The following is a 24,360-nucleotide window of genomic DNA, read 5'->3' as shown; positions in this document are numbered from 1 at the left end:
GACTGAAGACTGAAGACTGAAGACTGAAGACTGAAGACTGAAGACTGAAGACTGAAGACTGAAGACTGAAGACTGAAGACTGAAGACTGTAGACTAATCTTAAGCAATTGTCACCTTACATTAATACAAACTGGTAGCAAGAATAGAAATTGCTGGAAAAACACGTTAATAACGCTGCAATAATCAGCTTACCTGAGGCGAAAACACCACTGCCAAGAGTATTAATAAAAGGATCGCAACTAAATGCAAGCCCAAAACGTTACATTTGCATAAATAACAAGGCCATGAAACCTAGAGAAAAGCGGGCCTACATACTCCGCCATTTGGACAACGTTGACGAAAGTGTTGTCAACGATATCTACCAAAAGTTGTATGCTGCCGTCGAAAGCAATGAGTCGGCTGTTGGATTTAGCATGAATGGCGAACCTATCGGCAAAGCAAAACTTCTTACAGATTTAAAAGAGGCTGAAGCACAAATAGAGCGCGGGGAATACGTTACACTGGAGGAGTTGACAAACGAGGCTGAAACGTGGTAGCCAAAAAGGCCAAGGTGATTATCTCCAACTTGGCAAGAGCATCCCTTCGCAGCCATATTGAATATCTAAAAAAGGAGGTCTCCGAAGAAACTGCAGAATATGTTAAGCAGGGAATATTAGCAAAGTGTGCCGCGTTACCGGATTTCTCTGGATATTCAAAAGAACGATACCTCGAAAACGAATCAACAGATTACCGTTCGGTAACGCAGTGGGATTATAACATTATCTATACCGTTGTGCAAGGTGAGGTTCGGATATTAAACATAATCCACACCAGCCTCCATCCCGACAAAAGGAAAGAGATATAGCAACGCTCACGCGGAATCACAAAAAGTGTCGCGCTACCCCATCTTTCCCTTAATAAAGTCCATGTCGCGCTGTAAAATATCGAGGGCGTGTAGCAACTCCTCGCGCTCCACCTTGCCGCTGGGCAACTCAGAACTGATATAGTTCACAAAGCGCCACATCTCCTTAACATCGGCGGCGTTCACCTCGTAGGGATGGTAGTGGGTATTGAGCGAAACAAGGCGAAAGGTGCCGCTCTCCTCTAGGCGATTCTCCACCACCTTAAAGGCCACACCGTCGTTGAGCGTAAGCACCAGAAAGGCCTCCCCGCTGCGAATGGTGGTCCAATCCTGCACAAACTCCCCGGTAACAAACGCACCATCGGGCACAGGCAGCATAGAGTCACCACTAATTTGGAAGGTGCGATACTTCTTCGCCTTGCTCAGGAACGGCAACCGAAACACCGGCAGCTGGCTGATATACTCCGGATCGGCAAAGCCGGTCATGTAGCCCGCTTTAGCCTTTTCGGGCACCAGTTCAATGTTCTCCTCGTTGTCGTTGCCCACGGTAGCCGTAAGCACCCGCAGGTTGCTCCCCTTTAAATATACGTCGAAGCCACGCTCTAGCTGCCGCAGCTGGCTCTCGGGCAACTTCTCCAAATCCACCTTCACCAGCGTGTCGATGGAGACGTTGAAGTAGTTCGAGGAGGAGATGAGCACATCAATGGTGGGCTGCGATACACGGTTCTCGTAGTTGTTGAGCGTAGGCCGCTTGAGCCCCAGTATGGTGGCCAAATCCTCCTGCGTTTTCCCCCGCCGTTTCCTCAACAATTTTAAGTTATTGCTAAAAAACATCTTGCTTTCTGCTTTCGGTTAGATTATATTGTAATCTGATATATGATTATATTCTAAGCAAAGGTAAAACAATTTGATGATTTGAAGATGATATAATTTGGCAATAAAAAAACAACCACAGATTACGCTACAAATTCGGTGATTCGGCAATGAAATAATAGCCCTAAAGGGGCGACATATAGAAAGGTGAGAAGTGAAAAGTGAAAGGTGAAAAGATGGCTTCTGCAAATAGAATTGATACTACGGCTTAAGTGAATTGGAGAAAATGGATCAATGAAATAATAGCCCTGAAAGGGCGACATATAACAACCGAGGTCGTAAGGCCTCGGAATAAAAATGAGAAAATGAAAACAATACCCCAGCGGGGTTTAATATAAATAGCCGGGGGTTTTAACCCCCGGTAGATAAGGCGAAGCTATTGGCGGCGCAGACAAATGGTTTAAGATGCATAGAACCATTTACGCCGCCTGAACGAAAAAAACAACCATAGATTACGCAGATTAACACGGAGGCACGAAGAACACAGAAAAACACAGAAGATAACAATTCGATGATTCGGCAATAAAATCAATAGCCCTGAAAGGGCGACATATAATTGCCGAGGTCGTAAGGCCTCGGAATAAAAATGAGAAAATGAAATCAATAGCCCTAAAGGGGCGACATATAATAACCGAGGTCGTAAGGCCTCGGAATAAAAATGGGAAAATGAAATCAATAGCCCTGAAAGGGCGACATATAACAACCGAGGTCGTAAGGCCTCGGAATAAAAAAACACCAAAAAACCATGGAAACCGATCGCCACATAGCCCACATGGATCTCGACACCTTCTTTGTATCGGTGGAGCGGTTGGAGCGCAGCGATCTGGTGGGCAAGCCCATAATTGTGGGAAGCCTTTCGGACAGAGGCGTTGTGGCGGCATGCAGCTACGAGTCGCGGCGATTTGGCGTGCACTCGGCCATGCCCATGAAAATGGCGCTACGCCTATGCCCCGAAGCGGTGGTCATTCGCGGCGACATGGACCGCTACAGCTACTTCTCGCGCATGGTTACCGACATCATTACAGAGGAGGCTCCCGTGATTGAAAAAGCATCCATCGACGAACACTACCTCGACATCACCGGAATGGATCGCTTCTTTGGATGTAACCAGTGGATGCACGAGCTGCGGCAGCGCATCATCAAGGAGACAGGACTCCCCATCTCCTTCGGCCTATCGGTAAACAAAACCGTTGCCAAAATTGCCACCGGCGAGGCCAAACCCAACGGCGAAAAGGAGGTTCCCTTCTCGCTGGTAAAACCCTTCCTTGCCCCGCTCTCCATTGCGCGCATCCCAGGCGTGGGCGACAAAACCTTCCGGCTGCTGCGCTCCATGGGCGTGGTGACCATCGACACGCTGAGCAACATCCCGCCCGACATGATGGAGCGCGTGCTGGGCAAGAGCGGCATTGTGATATGGCGTAAGGCCAACGGTATCGACAACAACCCGGTGGAACCCTACTCCGAGGCCAAGAGCATCAGCTCCGAAACCACCTTCGAGCAGGACACCACCGATATGGAGATGCTCCGCTCCACGCTGGTGCATATGACCGAGAAGCTCTGCTATGAGCTACGCCGCGATGAGCGGTTGGCATCCGTAATCACCGTAAAGCTGCGCTACTCCGACTTCAATACCTATACCATGCAGAAACAGATACCCTACACCTCCCTCGACCACAAGGTGAGGCCCGTGATAGAGGCGCTCTTCGAGAAACTATACCAGCGCCGATTACTGGTGCGGCTTATTGGGGTTAAGGTGAGCGGGCTTATCCAGGGAACGCAGCAGCTCGACCTCTTTGAGGATACCAGCGAAATGGTGCGCCTCTACCAATCGCTCGACTACGTCCGCCACCGCTTTAGCGTTAAATCTATACAGCTAGCCAGCGGAATCAAAAAGCCAGAAAAACCATACCCATTAATATAGCCAGCCATGTGGATCACCAAATCGTATAACTCTTTGCTCTACGGAACGCTGCCAGTAGAGCAGCTGGTGGCGATGGCCAAAACACAAGGGTTGCAAAGCCTTGCCCTCACCGACATCAACACCTCGCAGGGCGTAATGGACTTTTACAAGCACTGCACCCAAAACGGAATAAAACCCCTTGCCGGCGTAGAGTTTCGCGATGGAAACCACCTGCTATACACCGCCATTGCCAAGAATCTGGATGGCTTTAGGGAGATAAATGAGATACTCTCGCAGTGCAAGGAGGTAAAAAGTATGGAGGCTGCTAAAGATTACAAGTTTCAAAATGCCTTTACGCTCTACCCCTACGGCTCACGCCCCGTGGCCAAGCTGCGCGATGGCGAGCTAATAACCGTTCGCCCATCGGACGTAAACCGCGTGAGGATAAATGTCTCCGCCATCGATCAGTGCAAAATGGTGGCGCTGGCTCCGGTAGCCTTTGCCGATGCCATGGGCTACGAGCTGCACCGCCACCTCCGCGCCATGGAGGCCAACACGCTGCTGAGCAAATTAACCCCGGAGATGCTTGCCGCTGCCGACGAAGTTCCGGTTAGCCCCGACGACCTGCGCCATCGGTTTGCCTCGCTACCGCTACTGATCGAAAACGCCGAACTGCTGGCCGACTGCTGCTCGCTCACCATCGACCTCAAGGGAAGCAAGAACAAGCAGACCTTCACCGGTAGTCGCTACGACGACCAGCTGCTGCTGGAAAAACTTGCTTTCGATGGATTGGAATATCGCTACGGCCGCCACGATAAGGTTGCAGTAGGTCGCGTGCAGAAGGAGTTGAAAATAATCAACGACCTAAACTTTTCGGCCTACTTCCTCATTACGTGGGATATTATTCGCTACTCCATGAGCCGAGGCTTTTACCACGTGGGCCGGGGCAGCGGTGCCAACAGCGTGGTGGCCTACTGCCTGCGCATTACCGACGTGGATCCCATTGAGCTAAACCTCTACTTTGAACGGTTTCTGAACCCCAAGCGCACCTCCCCGCCCGATTTCGACATCGACTACAGCTGGAAAGATCGCGATCAGGTGCAAGACTACATCTTTAAGCGCTACGGAAAACGGCACACGGCCCTGCTTGGCGCAACCGTTACCTTTCAGGGCAGCTCCATTGTGCGGGAGCTGGGTAAGGTTTACGGCCTGCCCAAAGAGGAGATCGACAAAATTGCCGATGGCGAGGTGGGCGAAAAGGAGCGCGACCACATTGTGCAACGAATCTTCTCTATCGGAAGCCAACTGGTGGACTTTCCGCACGTACGGTCGATCCACGCCGGAGGAGTGCTTGTTTCGGAAGAGCCCATTACCACCTACACCTCGCTGGAAATGCCACCCAAGGGCTTCCCCACCACCGAGTGGGACATGTATGTGGCCGAGGAGATCGGATTCGAAAAGTTGGACATACTCAGCCAGCGGGGTATTGGGCACATCAAGGAGGCGGTGGATATTATTAGGGCAAACAGGGGCGACGATATCGACGCCCATCGAGTGCAGCAGTTCAAGAAAGATCCAAAGGTTAAGGAGCAGCTGCAAAACGGCGAAACAATAGGCTGTTTCTACGTGGAAAGTCCTGCTATGCGCGGACTGCTGAAGAAGCTGCGCTGCAACGACTACCTTACGCTGGTGGCAGCCAGCTCCATCATCCGCCCCGGGGTGGCCAAGAGCGGTATGATGCGCGAATACATCCAACGTTTCCACAACCCAACGGGATTCAAATACAGCCATCCGGTAATGGAGGAGCAGCTAGGCGAAACCTATGGCGTAATGGTTTACCAAGAGGATGTGCTAAAGGTGTGTCACCACTTTGCGGGCCTCGACCTTGCCGATGCCGATATCCTGCGCCGAGCCATGAGCGGGAAGTTTCGCTCAAAGGGCGAGTTCAAGCGCATTGAGGAGAACTTCTTCAATGGAGCAAAGGAGCTGGGACGGCCGCAAGAGGTGGCACAGGATGTGTGGCGGCAGGTGGAGTCGTTTGCCGGATACTCCTTCTCCAAGGCGCACTCCGCCTCCTACGCCGTGGAGAGCTTCCAAAGCCTCTACCTCAAGGCGCACTACCCGCTGGAGTTCATGGTGGCGGTGATCAACAACTTTGGAGGATTCTACCGCACATGGGTTTACTTTAACGAGGCCCGCCGATGGGGTGCCACCATCAATCTACCGTGTGTAAACCAAAGCACCTACACCACCTGCATATACGGAACCAATATCTACGTGGGCTTTATCCACATTGCCAACCTTGAGGCAGACCTTGCCCATCGAATTGTAACCGAGCGAGAGAAAAACGGCCTCTACCAAAGCCTTGGTGACTTTACCCGCCGCATTGGCATCGGCATTGAGCAACTCATAATACTTATCCGAATAAACGCCTTCCGATTCACCGGCAAGCCCAAGGTAGCCCTGCTGTGGGAAGCACACACCCTGCTCGATAAGCGCAAGCCAGAGCAGCCGGGCGGAAGCCTTTTCCATATCCCCGAAAAAGAATTTCATCTGCCCCACCTTGAAGAGACCATTATTGAGGATATTTTCGATGAGATAGAGCTGCTGGGATTTCCGGTAACACTTACATGGTTCGACCTTCTGAAAACCAAGTTCCGGGGAGGACCTAAAGCACGAGAACTCCCCGCGCTGGTAGGTCATACCATAAAAACGCTTGGGCTGCTGGTTCACATTAAATACGTGCGCACCAAGCACGGCCAGCTAATGCACTTTGGCACCTTCCTCGACCTCGATGGGCAATTCTTCGACACGCTACACTTCCCCGACAGCCTTTCGCACTGGCCCTTTAAAGGAACGGGTGTTTACCTGCTACAGGGAGTGGTTACCGAGGAGTTTAGCCAACCTAGCATTACCATAAGCAAAATGGCAAAATTGGAGATACAGCCTGATCCAAGAGCGGGAAAATAAATCAGCGTCGCATTAACAGGGTCCGCTCTATCAATTGCCTGAAATGACCAGCCACATCATTTTAAATTTTTCAGCATCATGCGTAGCAACAAAAAAAGATCAAGCATATGCTGATCTTTAAAAAAACAAGGCCTTCCCGATACATCGAGAAGGCCTAATTGAATACCCTTGGTATTACTTATGCTGGGTGGATAGCCTCTACTGGGCAAACATCAGCACAAGAACCGCAATCGGTGCAGATTTCTGCATCAATTTTGTAGATATCGCCTGAGGAGATAGCCTCTACAGGACACTCGTCGATACATGTACCGCAAGCGGTGCAATCTTCACCAATCTTATAAGCCATTTTGATTACTTTTTAGTTATACGTCAATTTGACGCTACAAATTTAAGCTCAATTCGAAAAATAAAAAAAGGAAAACACAAAAAAGAACCATTATAAACAAGAAAAATATTCGACACGCATATACCTGCCATTCTGGACAATACAAGAACTACCACACCATCGCCAACCAGGCAATAGAAGTAGAGCCATAAAAAATAGCCTCTTCGTCGGGTTGAAAGTTGCCCGCATGGAGTCGTCCGGCGCCTTTCTCGCCAGCTACCCCAAGCCTAAAAAATACTGATGGGAAAAGCTGCGCGTAATGAGCAAAATCCTCCGTTGTCATTCGAATATCGAGGGCAACTATGGATTCCGGTCCAAAAAGTGTAGCCAAAGTAGTGGTCGACAGGTCTGTAAGTTCATGATCGTTGTAAAGGCACGGATAGCCAGGCTTTATTTCAATGCTACACTCAGCTCCGTGCGCCTTTGCTATATTACTGGCGACCTCCCTTATTAGAGTATGGGCTTGATTGCGCCACGGTTCATCAAAGGTTCGGAAAGTCCCCGAGAGAAATACCTCGTCGGGTATTACGTTGGTGGCACCATCGGCAATAAATCGCCCAAAAGAAAGGACAGTGGGTATTCCTGCGGGGGCCTTGCGGCTGACAATCTGCTGCAACGAAACAATAATTTCAGAAGCAGCCAAAACTGTATCAGTTAATCGGTGTGGCATGGCGGCATGACCACCTTTTCCATGAACCCGAAGATAGATCTCATCGCCAGATGCCATATAGCGTCCCGGTCGAAAGCCAAATTTACCAGTAGGAATATCAGGATCGACATGCAGTGCCAAAAAGGCTTTTGGTTTGAACCTATCGAAAAGTCCCTCCTCTATAATTTTTATGGCTCCACCGGGCAAAACCTCCTCTGCCGGTTGGAATACGAGCAAAATATCGTTGGATAATTGAGCACGAAACTTCAAAAGTAACTCCGCAGCACCCAACAGGCACGTCATATGCATGTCGTGACCACAAGCATGCATTACACCTGCCTGTTTTGAGGCAAAGGGCAACCCCGTTGCCTCTGTAACGGGAAGGGCATCCATATCGGCACGCAGAGCAATCAGGTCGGCATTGGGTTTGCCACATCGAATAAGGCCGTAAACACCAGTTCCTACAATCGGATGATTCTCGATACCTAGCAGGGTAAGGCGCTCTTTTATTATGGCAGAAGTATTAATCTCCTGAAACGAGAGTTCAGGGTTTTGGTGCAAATTACGTCGCAAAGTTTTTAAATCCGAAAGCAGCTGTTTGCCAGCCTCTTGGAGTTGCATTCCATCTACCATGCCCAAGTAATATTTTCGTTATTAGACCGTAACGATTCACGATCTACATCCCCGCTCAACATATACTTTTAACTTAGCACAAGTTCGGGAATATAAACAGTCAACGCAATTAAAACGCACAATTTTTTTGTTAGAAATCGGTACTTAATGAAAAGTAAAAAATCCTTGGCTGGCGAACGCCAGAATCAACACCCCAAGCCCAATCAAACCGCATGAAATATCCAAGTACTTTACTTCTTACCCCAAAACCGTAACCGTAGACAATGGGCTCAATATTCGTTTCGACTTCTACGGTTATTGGACCATTATAATAGATACGCTTATCGTAACTATTCTCTCCCGAATAAGGAGTAAGGCCAGTCCAGGCAGTTCCAACATCGCCAAAAAGGCAAACTTGGAGGTTATCCCAAAATCCGGAACTAAAGGAATGATTCGCAAAGTATCTTACAAATGGCCAACGCACCTCGTTGTTGAGAACAGCAAAACTATTTCCGTTACGTATGTTTTGTGAGAAACCGCGCATGTTTGTTGCCAATGTCTGGAAGGCGTAGTTTGCCCGTTGCTTTATGGGAATGTTACTATTGAAGGTAGGAACAGTGCTATTGAGGTTTATCCAGTTATCCACGCTTCCGAGATAGTAAACAAGACGAGCACTACCAAAGGATGTAGAGGTTGCGAACCGCGTAGCAAATATCAGATCGCGATGGATCTTGGCATAGTGACGGAAATCGAAACCCAACACGTGCAAATCGTCTGTATTGCCATTAATCTGTAGGTATGATTCGGAAAACGCCTTATAGCGTGTTCCATAGAAAATATTTACACCTCGACGAATCGTATTATCAAATATATACTCAAACTTAACACCAGTCCAAAGTTTATTGGAATTTACTGCTCCAAGGGTTTGTATATCGGTACTCAGGATAACCTGCCTGTCGTGACGGACAATAAACGTTCCTTTAATTGCCGAAACTTGGGTAAAGGGATATTTCAGCGAAAGCAAAACCTCGTGAGAATGAATCTTCTCAATGAAATCGCCCGTTTCGTTTTTAAATGCCTGTCGGTGAAACACAATTTGCTTATCGACTCGTTTCTTTAGGTTTTCGAAGCTGAGGAGATACTCATTACTGGCAAAATCGCTGGAAAACTTAACACCACCTACTAATCGATAATCCTCAAACAAATCGCGCGTACCAACCTTAAAAAGAACATTCATGCCCGGATTAAAATATACGGCACCACCGGTAAAGGCCTGATAAGAAGAGTTTAGAAACCCGAAATCAATCTGATTCACCAAGTAGTGTGGATAGAAATTTGTCTCATAAACGCGTGCCTTCTTTCGTTCTACTGCCTCGTCTCCATCCTTCTGAATATAAAAATAATCGCCATACTGCTTAGCGAAATAAGCATTGAGTTTCTCCTCCTCAAACACATACCCATTCACATCGACGAAGGATGAGTCCGTTAGGGTATTTGCACGCTTCACACTGTCGGCAAACACTGCAGAAATAATGACAGTTTTAGGTGTAACCGCAGCAATGCTATCGGCAAGATAATCGCGTCGCTGCAGCTCTGCCGCATATACGGTTGGCTTTAGTTTCGACGTGCCATTGATCTCACCCGCAAAGTCGGATTTTCCAAAATAGGTTCTACTGCGCCCATCTGCCTGCACTACCTCAGCAAACATTGATGCGGTGGGATTATAATCGGCAGTAGTTATCCACCCTTTATAGTTTGTCTGAGGTTTTGAGAACAAAAAGTGACGGTAGTGAATAGACGTATCAATAAAGTTAATGGCGCTATCGGATCGTGCCACATATCTATTGGCAATTCCATTCTGATCGCTTAAGAAAACCGTTCTATCACCCAATAATTCGACAGCTCCACGCTTTAATGAAGGAGTGTAATCGTCAAGACGCTGCGCAATAGGTGGATTGGAGGTCAACGGATAATCTACTACAAACAAATCTTTTGACTTACGTGGGACGAAATCAACAATATCCTTTACTAGCAAGGTATCCGAAGACCGGTCGGATGAAAACATGATGGCGGTTCCCTTCTTCACGAACCGTGGGTCAATATCCGAGTATGGATCGTTGGTTATCCGTTCAACGTTTCCACTGGCCATTGAAAACAGGAAGAGGTCGTTTTTCCCATCCCTTACGGCTGAAAGCACTAAACGCTTGGCATCGGGTGAGAATGAGTAGCTAAGCACCTTCCTGAATTCAGGAAGCATCCGCTTGGACATTTCCCGGGTAGCTACATTGAAGTAGTAAAGATACATCCAACCCTTTTCCTCCACAATAAACGTGAGCAGCTCCGAATTAGGATGCCAAGCCATTACTGGTGTCGATAAATCGGGGATCTGCTCCAACTTATGTCCAAAGGAAATTACTTTTTTACGCTTCTTTCTGTCGAGAGAGTAGAGCCAAATAGTTTGCTTACTCATTTCGTTAGTCACATACGACAGTTGTTTTCCGTTGGGGCTAATCTTTACTTGAGAAACAACAACCCCCACACGCGGTTTCTTTACCACAAGCGTGCCTTCGGGGGCAACTCTACTGCTGTCGTCTTGGTATCGGTTGCAGTAAAATGCCTCCCACTCCTTCATCAACTTCTTTACAGAAATGCCCAAAACCTGATAAATAGAGGCGTTATAATCTCGGTTTACCCGAGTAAGGTAGAGTATATCGGAAATGGTTCCCTTTCCATATGTTTTAGCAATAAATGACCAGAAAGCATGTCCGGCAATTGCAGCATCCTCGTTGCGAAGGGTGATTAGCTTACGGTAACGTCCCACAATAAAACCACTTTTAAAATCGGCATCAGCTTGTAACGACCAATCCTTGGCGGTATAACGCTCCAGTCCCGTTTGAAACCACTCCGGAAGTTCTACTCCGGTATCCCCAGTTAACTTATCGCTAAGAGATGTACCCGACAACAAGTTTCGAATCACCACTTGGGCCACAGCTCCAGCCACCTGATTCTCAAGTTTGTTTAAATCGCCCTCGTTATAAATGGAGATTTTATTGTCAATAATAACCGTTGTGCCTCCAATATTATACTCGTCGGAAGCACCAACAAGACCAATATTGCTTTGCCGAAAGTCGGTAAGCCGGCTATAGACCACAAAAATTAGACGTTGATCGACTGGATTGTAGAATAAATCCTCAGCCTCTGAGAGCTTACTTTCGGCAATCTTTGCAACGTATTGCGCCACATCCCGACCCTCTTGGTAGAAGTAAACGTCGAATCGCTCGTAACGAAAGTAACTCCAACGAAACTGGTTGTACTGGACCCGGTTTTTACCGAAAGTCATCTGAATTCCGTTGTAAAACTGGCCTTTCGCCTCAATAGTCGACAGAAAATAAAATAGCCCAATAAGAGTAAACGTTAAGAACTGCCTTCCCGGAAAACCGCGAAACAGCAAAACACTCCTCCTGTATATAGACGTATAAATCGTTTTTTGTAATGACTCCATGCCCATTATTGGCCGTTCCAAATCAAGAATACACACCAGCCGTAAAGGTAGAAAGAGTTTTTAATTGTAGCGCCATCCAACTCAGAAGAGTGGATATAATTCGACGAACCCACCTTCAGAGGACGAATTCAGCACATCCTGAAGTTAAAAAATCTTAATTCTCCAATAAAACTGCAAAACAAATCCTGAAAAATTCAAAAAATCATACCTTTGGAAAGATAAATCTACGACAGCTATGATGAAGACAATTGTAAAGCAACTATCCTTAGCCGGACTAATACTTTTTGCTACAGCGGGTTTCTCCCAGATTCAAACCCCGTCAATGAACTTTCAAAGCACCGAGCATGATTTCGGAAAAATAAAGGAAGACGCAGGAGCAGCCATTTACACCTTTGTGTTTGTAAACAAAGCCTCATCGCCTATTATCATCGGTAACGTAAGCGCTTCGTGCGGTTGCACAACACCGGAATGGACCAAGGCACCAATTGCTCCGGGCAAGCAAGGAACCATAAAAGTAACCTTCGATCCTAAAAATAGACCAGGACCTTTCGACAAAACTATAACCATCAACTATAATCTCGACTCCAAAGTTGCTGTTCTACGGATCAAGGGATTTGTGGAAGAAAAAGAAAAGAGAGTAGAAGATCTCTATCCAAGAGCAATTGGAGACCTACGCCTTCAATCGTCTTACAAAGCATTTATTGCAATTACCAGCAACCAGGTTGCTACCGATAGCCTTCCCATTATCAACGCCGGAAGTAAATCTATTGCAATATCCTTTGGTTCAGTTCCTGCGCACATCAAGATACAATCCGTGCCCGAAACCTTAAAACCTAACCAACGCGGAAAATTTGTTATCACCTACGATGCACCGAAGAAAAACGACTGGGGTTTTATTACCGATAATTTCGAGGTCTTAGTTAACGGAGAAAAGTTGCCCAACAATCTACTTACCGTGAGTGCGAACATCACCGAGGATTTTTCGAAATCGACCCCTCAAGAGATGGCAAACGCACCTGTTATTTCCTTCAATGAATCCACCTTTGAATTTGGGAGTATAACTGAAGGAACTCCAGTAGAACATGAGTTTGTTTTTACCAATAAAGGCAAAACCGATTTGATTATCCGAAAAGTAAAAGCATCATGCGGTTGCACTACCGTTAATCCCGATATCAAGATTGTAAAACCAGGACAATCGAGCAGCATAAAGGCGAGTTTCCGCACCGATAATTACAGTGGGAGGCAAACTAAAACAATTACGGTGATCTCCAACGATCCGAAAAATGCGAATGTATCGTTACGCTTAACTGGATCGATAACACCAAAGCAAAAGCAATAAAGGTTATAACTCTTATAAAGCGCCACTATTGGCGCTTTTTTTTTGCCCATACCCAAACAAAAACGAAAGCATTTCGAAATGAGAGATGCACTATAAAAAAAAGACTAATTTTGTTGTAACCATTATTTAAAAGATCGTGGAAGAACGAAACAAGAGCAAAAGCGCCTTAACGGTAAATAGCGGAATACCTCAACCACCTCAGGTTAATCCCAATGCACTAACGCATATTCGCAAAAATAAAAAGGATAAACTTTCGGTGTCGGATTATGTAGAGGGAATACTCTCCGGAAATATATCTATCCTCAGTCAGGGAATAACCTTAATAGAAAGTTCGCTACCAAAACACCACATTATTGCACAACAGGTTATAGAGCAATGCTTACCTCATGCAGGAAAAAGCGTTCGCGTTGGAATAACAGGTGTGCCAGGCGTTGGTAAAAGCACGTTTATCGAAGCGTTGGGTGTTCAAATTACCTCTCAAGGGAAGAAGTTGGCCGTTTTGGCGATCGATCCATCCAGCGAACGCTCCAAGGGAAGTATCCTTGGTGATAAGACACGAATGGAAGTTCTTTCAGTTGATCCAAATGCCTACATTCGTCCCTCACCTTCAGCCGGATCGCTTGGAGGTGTTGCTCGAAAAACACGCGAATCAATTGTTTTGTGCGAAGCTGCAGGTTTTGATGTGGTATTTATCGAAACAGTTGGAGTAGGACAATCGGAAACTGCCGTGCATTCGATGGTTGATTGTTTCTTGCTACTCATGCTGGCCGGAGCTGGTGACGAACTTCAAGGAATAAAAAGGGGAATTATGGAGATGGCCGATCTGCTAGCCATTACGAAAGCCGATGGTGCAAACTTGCAAAAAGCTATGATGGCCAAAGCCGAATACACCAGCGCTCTACACCTTTATCCACCAGCAGAATCGGGGTGGGATCCAAGAGTTCTCACCTGCAGCTCTCTAGAAAAGGATGGCATTGCAGATGTATGGAATACTATTTCTGACTATATTGCAACAACAAAAGAGAATGAATTCTTTCAAAACAAACGCCAGCATCAATCCAAATACTGGATGTTCGAGACCATAAACGAATCGTTGAGAGAAAGTTTTTATGACAATGTCGCCATTCAAAATTTGCTCACAAAACTGGAAGAAGACGTTCTTTCCAACAAATTGACCTCATTTGCCGCCGCCCAAATGCTTCTCGACAAATACTTTGACAACCTAAAAGAGTAAACTAGATATAAACATCACCTAAAATCCTAAATCAAATGAAAAGATTATTACTGGGACTAATCCCTATCTTGGCACTGGCATCTTGCTCTCAGGGCAATAAATTTGACCTAAACGTGACCGTTACCGGACAACCTACTGGCAATATGGTTTACCTGCAAACACTTAATGAACGTGAATTTATCAACGTTGACAGCACGGAAATTAAAGATAATGCATTCACTTTTACCGGACAACTTGAACAACCAGACCTTTACTTTATCCGTATCGGCCAAAGTGAACCAATAATGCTATTCCTCGAGAATTCCTCCATTGAAGTTAAAGCCAACCTCGATAGCATAGATAAGGCTGTGATTAAAGGATCGGCAACCCAAGACCTATACAAGAGTTACAATACCGGTTTGCTACCGATACAGGCCAAGATGGATAACCTGTATGCTAAAGCCGATTCACTTAAGATGGTTAACGCCCTAACTCCTTCCGCTGACAAACAGTTGGAAATAGAATATGATGCTATTTCCAGCGAGCAATCTGCATATACTAACAAGTTCATTCAAGACAATCCAAAGAGCGTTGCGTCTGCATTTATAGCTTACAGATTTTTAGCCAATAGGCTGGAATTCCCCGAATTGGAGAAACTAGTCCTTCTTTTCGATGCGAGTATTGCCAAATCGCAATACGTGGTTAAACTTACAGAAAAAGTTGAAACCATGCGAAAAACGGCAGTTGGTCAACCTTATGTTGATTTTTCACTAGCAGATACTTCCGGAACGCAAATTTCCCTTTCATCATTAGTTGACGGAAAAACTGTTGTGATGATTGACTTCTGGGCATCTTGGTGTGGTCCTTGCCGTGGCGAGAACCCAAGCGTTGTGGCTATGTATGCTGAACTTAAAGGAAAAGGATTCCAGATTATGGGAGTTTCTCTCGACAAGACAAAGGAAGCTTGGATTAAGGGAATAAAAGAAGATGGTATTACTTACCCTCAAGTATCCGATCTTTTATACTGGCAATCGGCAGCTGCTAAACTTTACGCCGTAAGCGGTATCCCTCACACTGTTCTTATTGGTAAAGACGGAAAAATTGCAGCCAAGAACCTTCGCGGCGATGAGTTAAAAGCAAAGGTTTTAGAGTTGCTTAAATAGGACTTAACGCGAATTGAGAAATGTAAAATAGCCATCCCTGTGGGATGGCTATTTTCGTTTCTTATATTGCTCAAATGAATAGAAATGAACCTATAAACCTCGATGATTCTAATAGAATAATCACGATAGGAATATCACAAAGCCGCATTATTCGCCCTGTGGAACCAGCCTTACAAACGCTTGTTTATATCCCAGCTGGGCCAACCGCTTCACCTCTCCTGCTGCTGCTGCTGAGGAACTATAGGATCCCAAAGTATATCGAAAATACCCATCAGCGCCCTTAACCACAGCCACATCGCTTAGATTGTTAAAGTAGGACAGGTCAATCATCTTCTTAATGGCCATTAATTGGATCGTATACTTACTAGTAATCTGACTCTTTCGTATAAATGCATCGGCATATCCTATGGAGTGCATTTTATCGAGCAAAACATTGGCAAGATTAACCTCCGTTGTATTTCCAACGCTATAGCGATAGTAACCATCGGGTGAGACGGTAACTTCAATTCCTTCAACGTTGTTAAAAGTTCCTGCTGGTGCCGCCGTTTTCAAAGCCATGATTTGAACCGAGTAGATTGATATCATACCAGAAGCATTACTATCCGACTGGGCAACGAACTTGGTAACTGGTTTTTCTTCTTTTACTACAATGGGTTTTGGCTCTGGTTTTGGCTTTGTAATTCTTTTCTTTTCCGGTTTCACCACCTTAACGATCTCCTTCTTTACCTCCGCCACGTTAGCTTCGGGCACGACAACGATGGGTGCTTCAACTACGGCCGCAGGTGGAGTAACCACTGCTGCCTCAACAATCAACACTTCAGGCTGAGGCTTTACCTCCTCAATTATTTTTGGTTCAGGTTTAGAAGCAAGCTTTACCTCAACCGACATACTACTACCATCGTAATTTTCTGGTACGGAAATCATCTCCTTCCCTGGTAAATAATCCGCCCCCCTTACAAATACAGTAAAGTTTCCCTCGCCCACCTTGTATTCAAACTTTCCAGAAGCGATATCAGCGATAGGGTGAGCAATGGTATCACCAGTAGACTGATCCACAATTGCAACCGAATAAAGAGAACTATTAACCTTGTCGGGAACAATCAAACCATTTAAGGTAATCAGGTTACTAATCTGTAAGCGGAAAATATCATTTTGACCCAAACCTTCTGGCCTAAACTGAGACATATATGCAACAGTTCCATTATTATAAGGGTAGAAGAAACGATTGTCCCCAGCATCGTTAACGGGGAAGCCCAAGTTCACCGGAGCTTGCCCACCCGATAGAGAGGTGCGATAGATATCGTATCCCCCCATTCCATTATGTCCTTCGGAACTAAAGAAAAGGTAACTCTCATCAGGCGATAAAAACGGTGCATCTTCATTAAACTCTGTATTAATTGTAGAGCCTAAGTTAACGGGCTTGCCCCATTTACCTTTTTCTTCCATCGATGATTTGTAAATATCGAGACCCCCAGAACCACCCTTACGGTCACTTGTAAAATAGAGCGTCAATCCGTTTTTCGATAAAAAAGCATGTGTTTCATTGGACTTGCCATTAATAGGCGAAGGCATCTCCTTTGCAGACATCCACTTGACACCTTTCATCTCGCTATAATAGATATCGGCACTCTCCGACTCCATGCTAATCAAAAACAACTCTTTGCCATCATAGGAAAGGCTGGAAGTCTTTAAAAAATCGCTACCCAACTGCTTCGTTATTTTTATAGGCACTCCAAGAGTATCGTTAATAACAGGCACAACATAAACATCAAATCCAGTTCGAGTTTGAGTGGTATAGGCAAACGTTTTTCCATCACCCGAGAAAACAGGATTAATATTGGAGAAATCGTTATTCACCTTTGAGCCAATTCCGCTATACCGAACAAGAGCTGTTGGTTCTTTGTAGCGTTTTAGAGCAGAATTGCAACCTGCAATTCGATTATCAATCAACTTAACCAACTCATCGGAGGGCTTAAGAATCGACTTATATTTTTCGTATGCAGCAATGGCTTCCTTCAGCTTATTGCTCACACGGTAGGCCTCTCCTAATAAAAAATAGGTCTCAGGTGGTGCATTAGTCTCCTTAATAGAAGTTTCGCTATACTTAGTTGAAACCAATTCAGCCGCACTTTCGAGGTAAGGTATCGACTCCAACTGGCGACTGTCAGTGTGGAGCAGACAATAACCTACTTTGGATTTTAGATTCCCGCTTTGTGGTGCTTCCTTCAATATTTTCAAATAGAGATCTGCAGCTTTATCATACTTACGCTGCGAAAGTAGAAACATTGCATCCTGTTCCGACATCGCAATCTTATTCCAATTCTGTCCGTGGACATAAAGGGATAGTATTAAGTATGCAATTATTAAGGCTATTCGATAAAACCTCATCATCTCAACCATTTATTAGGCAAAACCATGTTTGTTATTGTAAAGATATGAAATATAAGTCAAGAATAGATGTACATAGTGACCAAGTGTTTGATTTCTGCGACTAATAACGTCAAACAGGAAGGAGATTCAAAAGTTCATGTGTTAGACAAGTCGACATAGTCATCCATACTAAGTTTTCGACTGAGAAGTAATGTACCAATTGCAATTTTAACTACCTTGTGCATGGATAGGATCATGAGTTTGTCCGAATATTAACTGATCGCATAAAAGCATTAACACTTAATTTCGCAAAATGGCATCAGAGAAAGCTCCAATAGTATTCTTCTTTGTCGAAGGACAAAACACCATGCCCCCCTCTTTATTGTCTGTAATTGAGACCATTGGATTTTCTTCAATTACAACAAAATCAATTGAGGGCGCAATCCGTGAAATTAAAAACAATAAAGACAACGGAGTATTGGTAATAGGAGGAAGCCTAAATAGTTCGGTAAAAAGCTTTAACCATGAACTGGTTAAACAACCTCAACCTTTTCCTTCTATATTTATTGAGCCCAGAGGATTTGCCTCCATTGCCAATAAGATTACCTCCACGCATTCCAACTTCGCCGATGTTCTCCTTTATCTATTTACCTACTTTGCAAACAAACCAGTAGTCAATAATATCACACCAGAATTGACGAAGGGACTAGGGAGCCATTCTCTGGATTTTTTAAAAGGGGTAAGCCACGAAGTTCGGTCATTCCTAAATGGAATTTCAGGTCCAATGCAGCTGCTAAAGGACAAAATAGAAGCCAAGGATCAATTTGACCTCTACACTATGATTGATCGTTCAATCTCCCGCCTGTTACGATTTACATTAAAAACCTCACTCGCCAGTATAATAGAGGAACATAAATACACCATGAAATATGAGGAGGTGGAACTCTCCTCCCTTATACAGCATGCACTACTGGAACTAAACGACCTGAAATTTTCCGACACCATAAAAGCGTCCATCAACAAAAATAGCGACAGCATTATAGTGGAGGGCGATACGGATCTTATAATCCAATGTTTTGAAGCTATTATCGAGCGTATTGTTCTAAATTATGGAAACAACACCGAACTAAACATTTCGCTTCAAACTGATGATTCAGGTGAAGTAGTCTGCCTCTTTATGTTTCCTTTTGAAGGCATCCTAGACGAACTGCAGACAATCGAAAGTCAGCTTGATTACGATTTTAAAGTAGACCTTGGGTTGGTTCTTGCACGGCACATCCTTGACCTTCATGAGGCATTGCTTACCCACGAACTACTCGCTAATGACGAAGTAAAAATAGCGATACGCTTTAAGAAGGGCTGCTCATGAATGAGTTAATTGTTAGCTCTGTACTACGGCTATTGGCCCTCCTATCCTCTTCCAACAAAGGAGAAGATGCTCTACTTACGAAGAAATATGTGGAGAATTATCTCGTTTCCTCCTATGGGAAAAGTATCGGAAAAGAGAAACATATTGATTTCATTCAATATCTAGCCCAGTATGCTGAACTAACCAATAGACAACAAAGCATAAACAAGCTCCTTGATCTAATAAACGAACAATATTTGCTAAAGGATCGCCTTCGTATTTACATCACCCTACTTAACTTTATTCGCTACACATGGAATTTTAAAAGTGGTTTCTTTATTGAGGGAAAAAGATATACCAAAGATATTGATGCCATTGGTGCAGGGCTGCGGATAAGCGAATCAGACCGATTAAGCATCAAACAATTCGTATTTAACGAACTCTATCGGATAGAAGCGAAGAGCAACCTACTTTTGATTGGGGAAAAAGCGCCAACCATTGAAGGAATTAAGTTCCATCGAAAGGAAGGATTGAAAGGCTTAATTACCATTCTCTACGTTGCCAATGGTAGCCTAATGCTTCTGCAATACAAGGGAAGAGCAATGCTCGAGATAAACCGAAAAATTGTTTTTCCAAACCAACTTTACACCATTACTCCAGGAACTTACATTGCTGCCCCTGGGTTAAAACCGATATACTATGGTGAGCTATTGGCCCTGGTTTTGGAACAGAATGAAGACTCAGCCATAACCCTTATCGTAAAAAATCTCGAATTCACGTTTATTAACAGCACCCAAGGTATACATAACCTATCCTTTACATGCCATACAGGGGAAATGGTTGCCATCATGGGCGATAGTGGGGTTGGAAAATCAACACTACTAAACATCTTAGCAGGACTCAATAAAAAATATCAAGGCACCATACAATGGAACGGCTACGACTACAAAACTGAAAATAGCCGATTGCGCGACTTGATGGGATTTATTACACAAGAAGACTCCTTAATTGAAGATCTTTCAGTTTACGAAAACATTTACTTCAGCAGTCGCCTTTCTCTGGGCAACATTCCCGAAAAAGAGCTACAGCAATTGGTGGAAATGAAGCTGGTTGAAATGGGGCTTTTCGATATCAAGCACCTCACTGTAGGATCTCCAACAAACAAGATAATCAGTGGAGGGCAGCGCAAGCGATTATCCATTGCCATTGAACTGATGCGAGAGCCCAAGGTGCTCTTTGTGGACGAACCTACATCAGGGCTATCATCCGCCGATTCGGAAAAGGTAATGAATATTCTGAAAACATTAACACTACAGGGTATTCTCATATTTGTAAACATTCATCAACCATCATCCGAGATTTTTAAACTTTTCGATAAACTACTGGTACTCGACCAAGGAGGCCTTCCCATTTTTTATGGAAACCCATTGGCAGGAATCCTCCACTTTAAAAATGCAGGCAACTGGGTAGATAAAAAAGAGAGCGTTTGCGAAAGCTGCGGTAACGTGAAGCCTGAAATTATCTTCGACATCATTGCGGAAAAAAAGGTTAACGAGTTCGGAGAGCCACTCGATTCCCGTAAAATAGCACCAAAACTGTTTCACGAACTCCATCTTAAAGAAAACCAAGAACAACAAGTTATTCAGGATACCACAATAATCCCGGATGCAAAGTTCACCTCCACCTCCCATTTTTCACAGTTTAAGCTTTTCTTTTCTAGAGAAATATTGGCCCGCACCAAAAGCCGGGAATTCCTACTCTTTTCACTTTCGGTACCACTACTGTTAAGCATCATCATCGCAACCGTCTCAAAAAAGTTCATATTTTTAAGCAACGGAGAGCCCTCGTATAGTTTCTACCACAACCAGAACATACCACCATTTTTCTTTATGGCGGTTATTGCGTGTATGTTCATCGGAATGATAATAAGTGCTGATGCGATTTTTCGGAACAAAAAAACACAAACGAGGGAGACTTATGTAAAGTTGAGCCCACGAAGTTACCTCCGTTCAAAAGTTGTCTTCTTTTTGCTTCTGAGCGCAATCCAAACTTTAATATTTACGATAGTAGGCGTTTGGGTATTGCAAATACATCACCTGTTTTTCATACTTTGGGCAGTGCTATTCTCCATTGCCAGCTTTGGAAATATTGCAGGCCTGCTTATTTCGGCTAACTTCAAATCCATTGCTGGCATATACCTCGCTATCCCCTTCCTTTTCCTACCGCAGATATTGCTCAGCGGCGTTGTGGTAAATTTCGACCAACTATACTACCGATTAACTTCCCAAAAAGTTGTCCCGGTGATTGGCGATATAATGGCTTCCCGATGGGCATACGAAGCAATTGTGGTAACCCAATTCACCAAGAATCCATATGAAGCCCCACTTTTGGCATCAGAAATGGAAGAGAGCCGCCTCCGAAACGGATTGCTTTACCTTATTCCGCTCATTAACCAGTCCACGGAACAGCTGAAATTAGTAGTTCCGTCGGAGAGAGCAACAAACCACAACTACAAAGTGCTCCTAAACGCAATGGAGGAGTTAAATGCGAATACCGCCGAAATATATATCCCGATTCTGCCTCCAAACAATACAGACAACGCAACACTAGAGGCCCTCGCTCGAGAGGTTGATAAGTATAATGGTGCGCTATCCCGTCAATACAACCGATGCATTGCCGGAAAGGAAAGGATTATGGAACTCCAGATGAAAACATTTGGCGGAGCAGATGGGTATATTACCTTCAGAAACAGATACCAAAACACTGCAATTGTCGATTTAGTGAGAAATAGAGGTACATCCGAAGGAGTTCGGGTAGCAGGTGAAACGGTTACCGTTACTGCCGACCCAATATTCAGAAATCCGCCAAGCACAAGTGGACGAGCGCAACTCTATGCACCATATAAACGTATTGGTTCAACAACCATAAGCACTTTTGGGTTTAACACGGCTATAATATGGATAATGTTTTTAATTGGTTACCTAAGTCTTATCTACTACTCTTCTCTAACCTTTATTGTAAAACATATCCACAAATACGCACAATTTAAATGGAGAAAAGAGTAGCAGCATCAGTAAAAATATTTTTGTATATTTAATCGGTTAATAAATCGAATTTCACCCTTACACCAACTACTATGATTCCTATTAACAGCTTCTTCAGTATTAATGAATTCAGAAAGAACATTGTCCGCGTTTTGGCACTTTCAATGTTGGTAGTAACATATAGTTGCGGAGGTCCTAGCGCAAACAAGAACAGTGCTGACGACATGGCCAACGATTCAATTACTGCTGGAATGGATTATTTACTTCCCACTCCAGAGGAGCTTATCTCCAACTTAGCCGACAACAACTTTACCTTTAACGACAAAAACTTGCTCGATATCAAAAGTATCGACAAGATTACCTTAACTCGCTACAGAGCCCTCTACTTCGGTATAACCTATAGCGATTTTTTATACCTCAGCTACTTCAACAAAGGGTATAAAGCCCTCGATTACTTAAATGCCCTAAAAAAATTATCAACCGACTTGGGCATTACCAACAACCTGAATGAAGAGTATTTAAATCGCATGGAAAAGAACCTCACCAATGTCGATTCCCTGAAAATCATCTCCATCGAACTCTCCATCGAGGTTTTCAAAAATATTGAAACGTTAGGTGGTAAAGAACTATATGCCCAAATTGGCATTGGAACAATTATTGAAGCGCTGTATCTAGCCACCCAATCCATCGAAACGGTTGATGGCAATGAGGAACTGGTGGCTCGAGTGGTTGAAATGGGCCTATTCTTCGACAACTATATGGAGAACTATGCACAGTACAAACCAAAAGATGACGCTGCCAATCAGCTTCTCACCGATTTAAACGCAATCAAAGATGGTTTTTACGCCCTGAATGAAGATACAAAAGAACTAGTTGTTGAGAAAAAAACGATTAAAGATAGCGTAGCCCTCCTTACCTTTAGCAAGAGCGAAAGCCAGAAGACAAAGCTTAACAATGAAAAATTTGTTGGCCTTAAACGCCAGATTGAACACGTGAGAACCTTGATTTTCGAACAAAAATACTAAGCATTATGCGGCAAAAACACTACTTTTCAACTCTGTATCAAAACAAGTAGACGCATACCATAACTAGTAAAACATAATATTGGCACAGCTATGAAAAAACTGATAATACTAGGATTCCTGTTAACAATAAGTAGCATTACCTTTGCACAAGGGTGTAATGGCTTTAATAAAACAAAACGGTGTACACGCTATGCCGGCGAAGATTATAAGATTTATGGTCAGTCGCAAAATGCGCTGCTCATGGCCGATTCTACCTATCGCTGTCAAGTGGTTCTTTTTGGCAACAAGGAATACCGTATCTCCTTCTGCGCCGAGAATGGATTTGAACCCATACATATCCGACTTATCGATATGGCAACAAAAGAGGTTACTTACGATAACGAAACAGACAAATACATTGAATCTGTTGGCTTTACAGTAGAGAAAACGAGACAGATACTTATTGAAGTTACGCTAACTACAAAGAATAAAAACTTTGAGAGCATCCGCGAAGCAACCTCCTGTCTTGGCATCCTAATTCAATGGAACAAAATGCCAAAAATCGGATTCTAATACTTTATTAATGCATACAGTTGGTTTAAGCCGGAGCATATTGCTCCGGCTTTTTTACGCATCAATCTGAAACCCAAATTAAATGAACCATCATCTCCTTTCAATGATTCCGCTTACCTATTTGGAAAAACACCCTGCTTTTGGTTAACATTATCGACTCTAGCAATATTTTCATTCCGATGAAACAATGACTTGATTTATCGTCTCTTTTATTGTAACTTTCGCTAATCGGCATCAAAAGTTGAGAGTACCTTATATCCGCAACATAAAAGCATAAAATAATCGGGAACCCCTGTAATAATAATCATCACAAGGCTTTCCCGATTAAAATATTTTCACCTACTTAGGTGAAAACTAGATAAAACGGTCGAAGTTGTGCCACCCATTTCGGTTCAAGTTGTGCCAGGCGTTTCGGTCGAAGTTGTGCCACTTTTTTAGGTGCATTTAGGCTATTGTTTCGGTCGAAGTTGCGCCACCCGTTTCGACGCAAATTGCGCCATTGAGCCATTGAAAGGAATGATTTCTATCTTATCGCTGAAACTTAAATCAGGGATATGGCCGCAAAGAAGATAGA

Annotated in this window: 16 protein-coding genes; 11 read left to right on the top strand and 5 right to left on the bottom strand. The window is 44.2% G+C overall.

Going from position 1 to position 24,360, the window contains the following annotated elements; genetic code table 11:
* Positions 1-284: 284 nt before the first annotated feature.
* On the top strand, positions 285-536 hold the full coding sequence (locus BLS65_RS13925; RefSeq protein ID WP_092440045.1) for a hypothetical protein: 252 nt from the start codon (positions 285-287) through the stop codon (positions 534-536).
* Positions 530-844, top strand: a complete 315-nt coding sequence (locus BLS65_RS13920; RefSeq protein ID WP_092440043.1) for a type II toxin-antitoxin system RelE/ParE family toxin — start codon at positions 530-532, stop codon at positions 842-844. The genes BLS65_RS13925 and BLS65_RS13920 overlap by 7 nt, the downstream gene beginning before the upstream one ends.
* Before the next feature lie 33 nt (positions 845-877).
* Here the strand turns inward: BLS65_RS13920 and BLS65_RS13915 are convergent, their stop codons facing one another.
* Positions 878-1,648: an XRE family transcriptional regulator gene (locus BLS65_RS13915; protein WP_212590562.1), complete on the bottom strand. Its 771-nt coding sequence runs from the start codon at positions 1,646-1,648 to the stop codon at positions 878-880.
* An 811-nt stretch (positions 1,649-2,459) separates the two neighbouring features.
* On the opposite strand from BLS65_RS13915, the gene dinB reads away from it, so the two are divergent.
* Together dinB and BLS65_RS13905 are read left to right on the top strand one after the other, a co-directional pair.
* Complete coding sequence (dinB, locus tag BLS65_RS13910; RefSeq protein ID WP_092440039.1) at positions 2,460-3,635, top strand: DNA polymerase IV; 1,176 nt, start codon at positions 2,460-2,462, stop codon at positions 3,633-3,635.
* A gap of 6 nt (positions 3,636-3,641) precedes the next feature.
* Entirely contained in the window at positions 3,642-6,584 is a 2,943-nt protein-coding gene (locus tag BLS65_RS13905; RefSeq protein WP_092440037.1) for a DNA polymerase III subunit alpha, read from the top strand.
* A 178-nt stretch (positions 6,585-6,762) separates the two neighbouring features.
* Here BLS65_RS13905 and BLS65_RS13900 read toward each other — a convergent pair whose 3' ends face one another.
* The 3 genes from BLS65_RS13900 to BLS65_RS13890 form a co-directional block, all read right to left on the bottom strand.
* Positions 6,763-6,930 carry a DUF362 domain-containing protein gene (locus BLS65_RS13900; protein ID WP_092440035.1) on the bottom strand — a complete coding sequence of 56 codons (168 nt, stop codon included), beginning with the start codon at positions 6,928-6,930 and terminating at the stop codon, positions 6,763-6,765.
* 148 nt (positions 6,931-7,078) lie between these two features.
* Positions 7,079-8,251 carry a M20 metallopeptidase family protein gene (locus BLS65_RS13895; RefSeq protein WP_092440033.1) on the bottom strand — a complete coding sequence of 391 codons (1,173 nt, stop codon included), beginning with the start codon at positions 8,249-8,251 and terminating at the stop codon, positions 7,079-7,081.
* A 130-nt stretch (positions 8,252-8,381) separates the two neighbouring features.
* The gene (locus tag BLS65_RS13890; protein ID WP_170830133.1) at positions 8,382-11,570 is read right to left on the bottom strand and encodes a TolB-like translocation protein; all 3,189 of its coding nucleotides are present in this window, start codon (positions 11,568-11,570) and stop codon (positions 8,382-8,384) included.
* A 397-nt stretch (positions 11,571-11,967) separates the two neighbouring features.
* On the opposite strand from BLS65_RS13890, the gene BLS65_RS13885 reads away from it, so the two are divergent.
* From BLS65_RS13885 to BLS65_RS13875, 3 genes are all read left to right on the top strand, one after another.
* Positions 11,968-13,071, top strand: a complete 1,104-nt coding sequence (locus BLS65_RS13885) for a DUF1573 domain-containing protein (RefSeq protein WP_092440029.1) — start codon at positions 11,968-11,970, stop codon at positions 13,069-13,071.
* Between the two features lie 136 nt (positions 13,072-13,207).
* Positions 13,208-14,305, top strand: a complete 1,098-nt coding sequence (gene meaB, locus BLS65_RS13880) for a methylmalonyl Co-A mutase-associated GTPase MeaB (RefSeq protein ID WP_244500701.1) — start codon at positions 13,208-13,210, stop codon at positions 14,303-14,305.
* A 35-nt stretch (positions 14,306-14,340) separates the two neighbouring features.
* A complete protein-coding gene (locus BLS65_RS13875) occupies positions 14,341-15,447 on the top strand; it encodes a TlpA disulfide reductase family protein (RefSeq protein ID WP_092440024.1) in 1,107 nt (368 codons plus the stop codon).
* Positions 15,448-15,594: 147 nt separating this feature from the next.
* On the opposite strand, the gene BLS65_RS13870 is transcribed toward BLS65_RS13875, so the two are convergent.
* Entirely contained in the window at positions 15,595-17,838 is a 2,244-nt protein-coding gene (locus BLS65_RS13870; RefSeq protein WP_170830132.1) for a PD40 domain-containing protein, read from the bottom strand.
* 292 nt (positions 17,839-18,130) lie between these two features.
* Here BLS65_RS13870 and BLS65_RS13865 point away from each other — a divergent pair, with 292 nt between their 5' ends.
* From BLS65_RS13865 to BLS65_RS13850, 4 genes are all read left to right on the top strand, one after another.
* Positions 18,131-19,186, top strand: a complete 1,056-nt coding sequence (locus tag BLS65_RS13865) for a sensor histidine kinase (protein ID WP_092440020.1) — start codon at positions 18,131-18,133, stop codon at positions 19,184-19,186.
* Entirely contained in the window at positions 19,183-22,230 is a 3,048-nt protein-coding gene (locus BLS65_RS13860; protein WP_092440018.1) for an ATP-binding cassette domain-containing protein, read from the top strand. The genes BLS65_RS13865 and BLS65_RS13860 overlap by 4 nt, the downstream gene beginning before the upstream one ends.
* A 71-nt stretch (positions 22,231-22,301) precedes the next feature.
* The gene (locus tag BLS65_RS13855; protein ID WP_092440016.1) at positions 22,302-23,234 is read left to right on the top strand and encodes a hypothetical protein; all 933 of its coding nucleotides are present in this window, start codon (positions 22,302-22,304) and stop codon (positions 23,232-23,234) included.
* A gap of 90 nt (positions 23,235-23,324) precedes the next feature.
* Positions 23,325-23,786, top strand: a complete 462-nt coding sequence (locus tag BLS65_RS13850) for a hypothetical protein (RefSeq protein ID WP_092440014.1) — start codon at positions 23,325-23,327, stop codon at positions 23,784-23,786.
* The last annotated feature ends 574 nt before the right edge of the window (positions 23,787-24,360 follow it).

Source organism: Williamwhitmania taraxaci (assembly GCF_900096565.1).
GTDB classification, from domain to species: domain Bacteria; phylum Bacteroidota; class Bacteroidia; order Bacteroidales; family Williamwhitmaniaceae; genus Williamwhitmania; species Williamwhitmania taraxaci.
The sequence above is the reverse complement of the archived record's forward strand: the minus strand, read 5'-3'. Positions and strand labels throughout refer to the sequence as shown.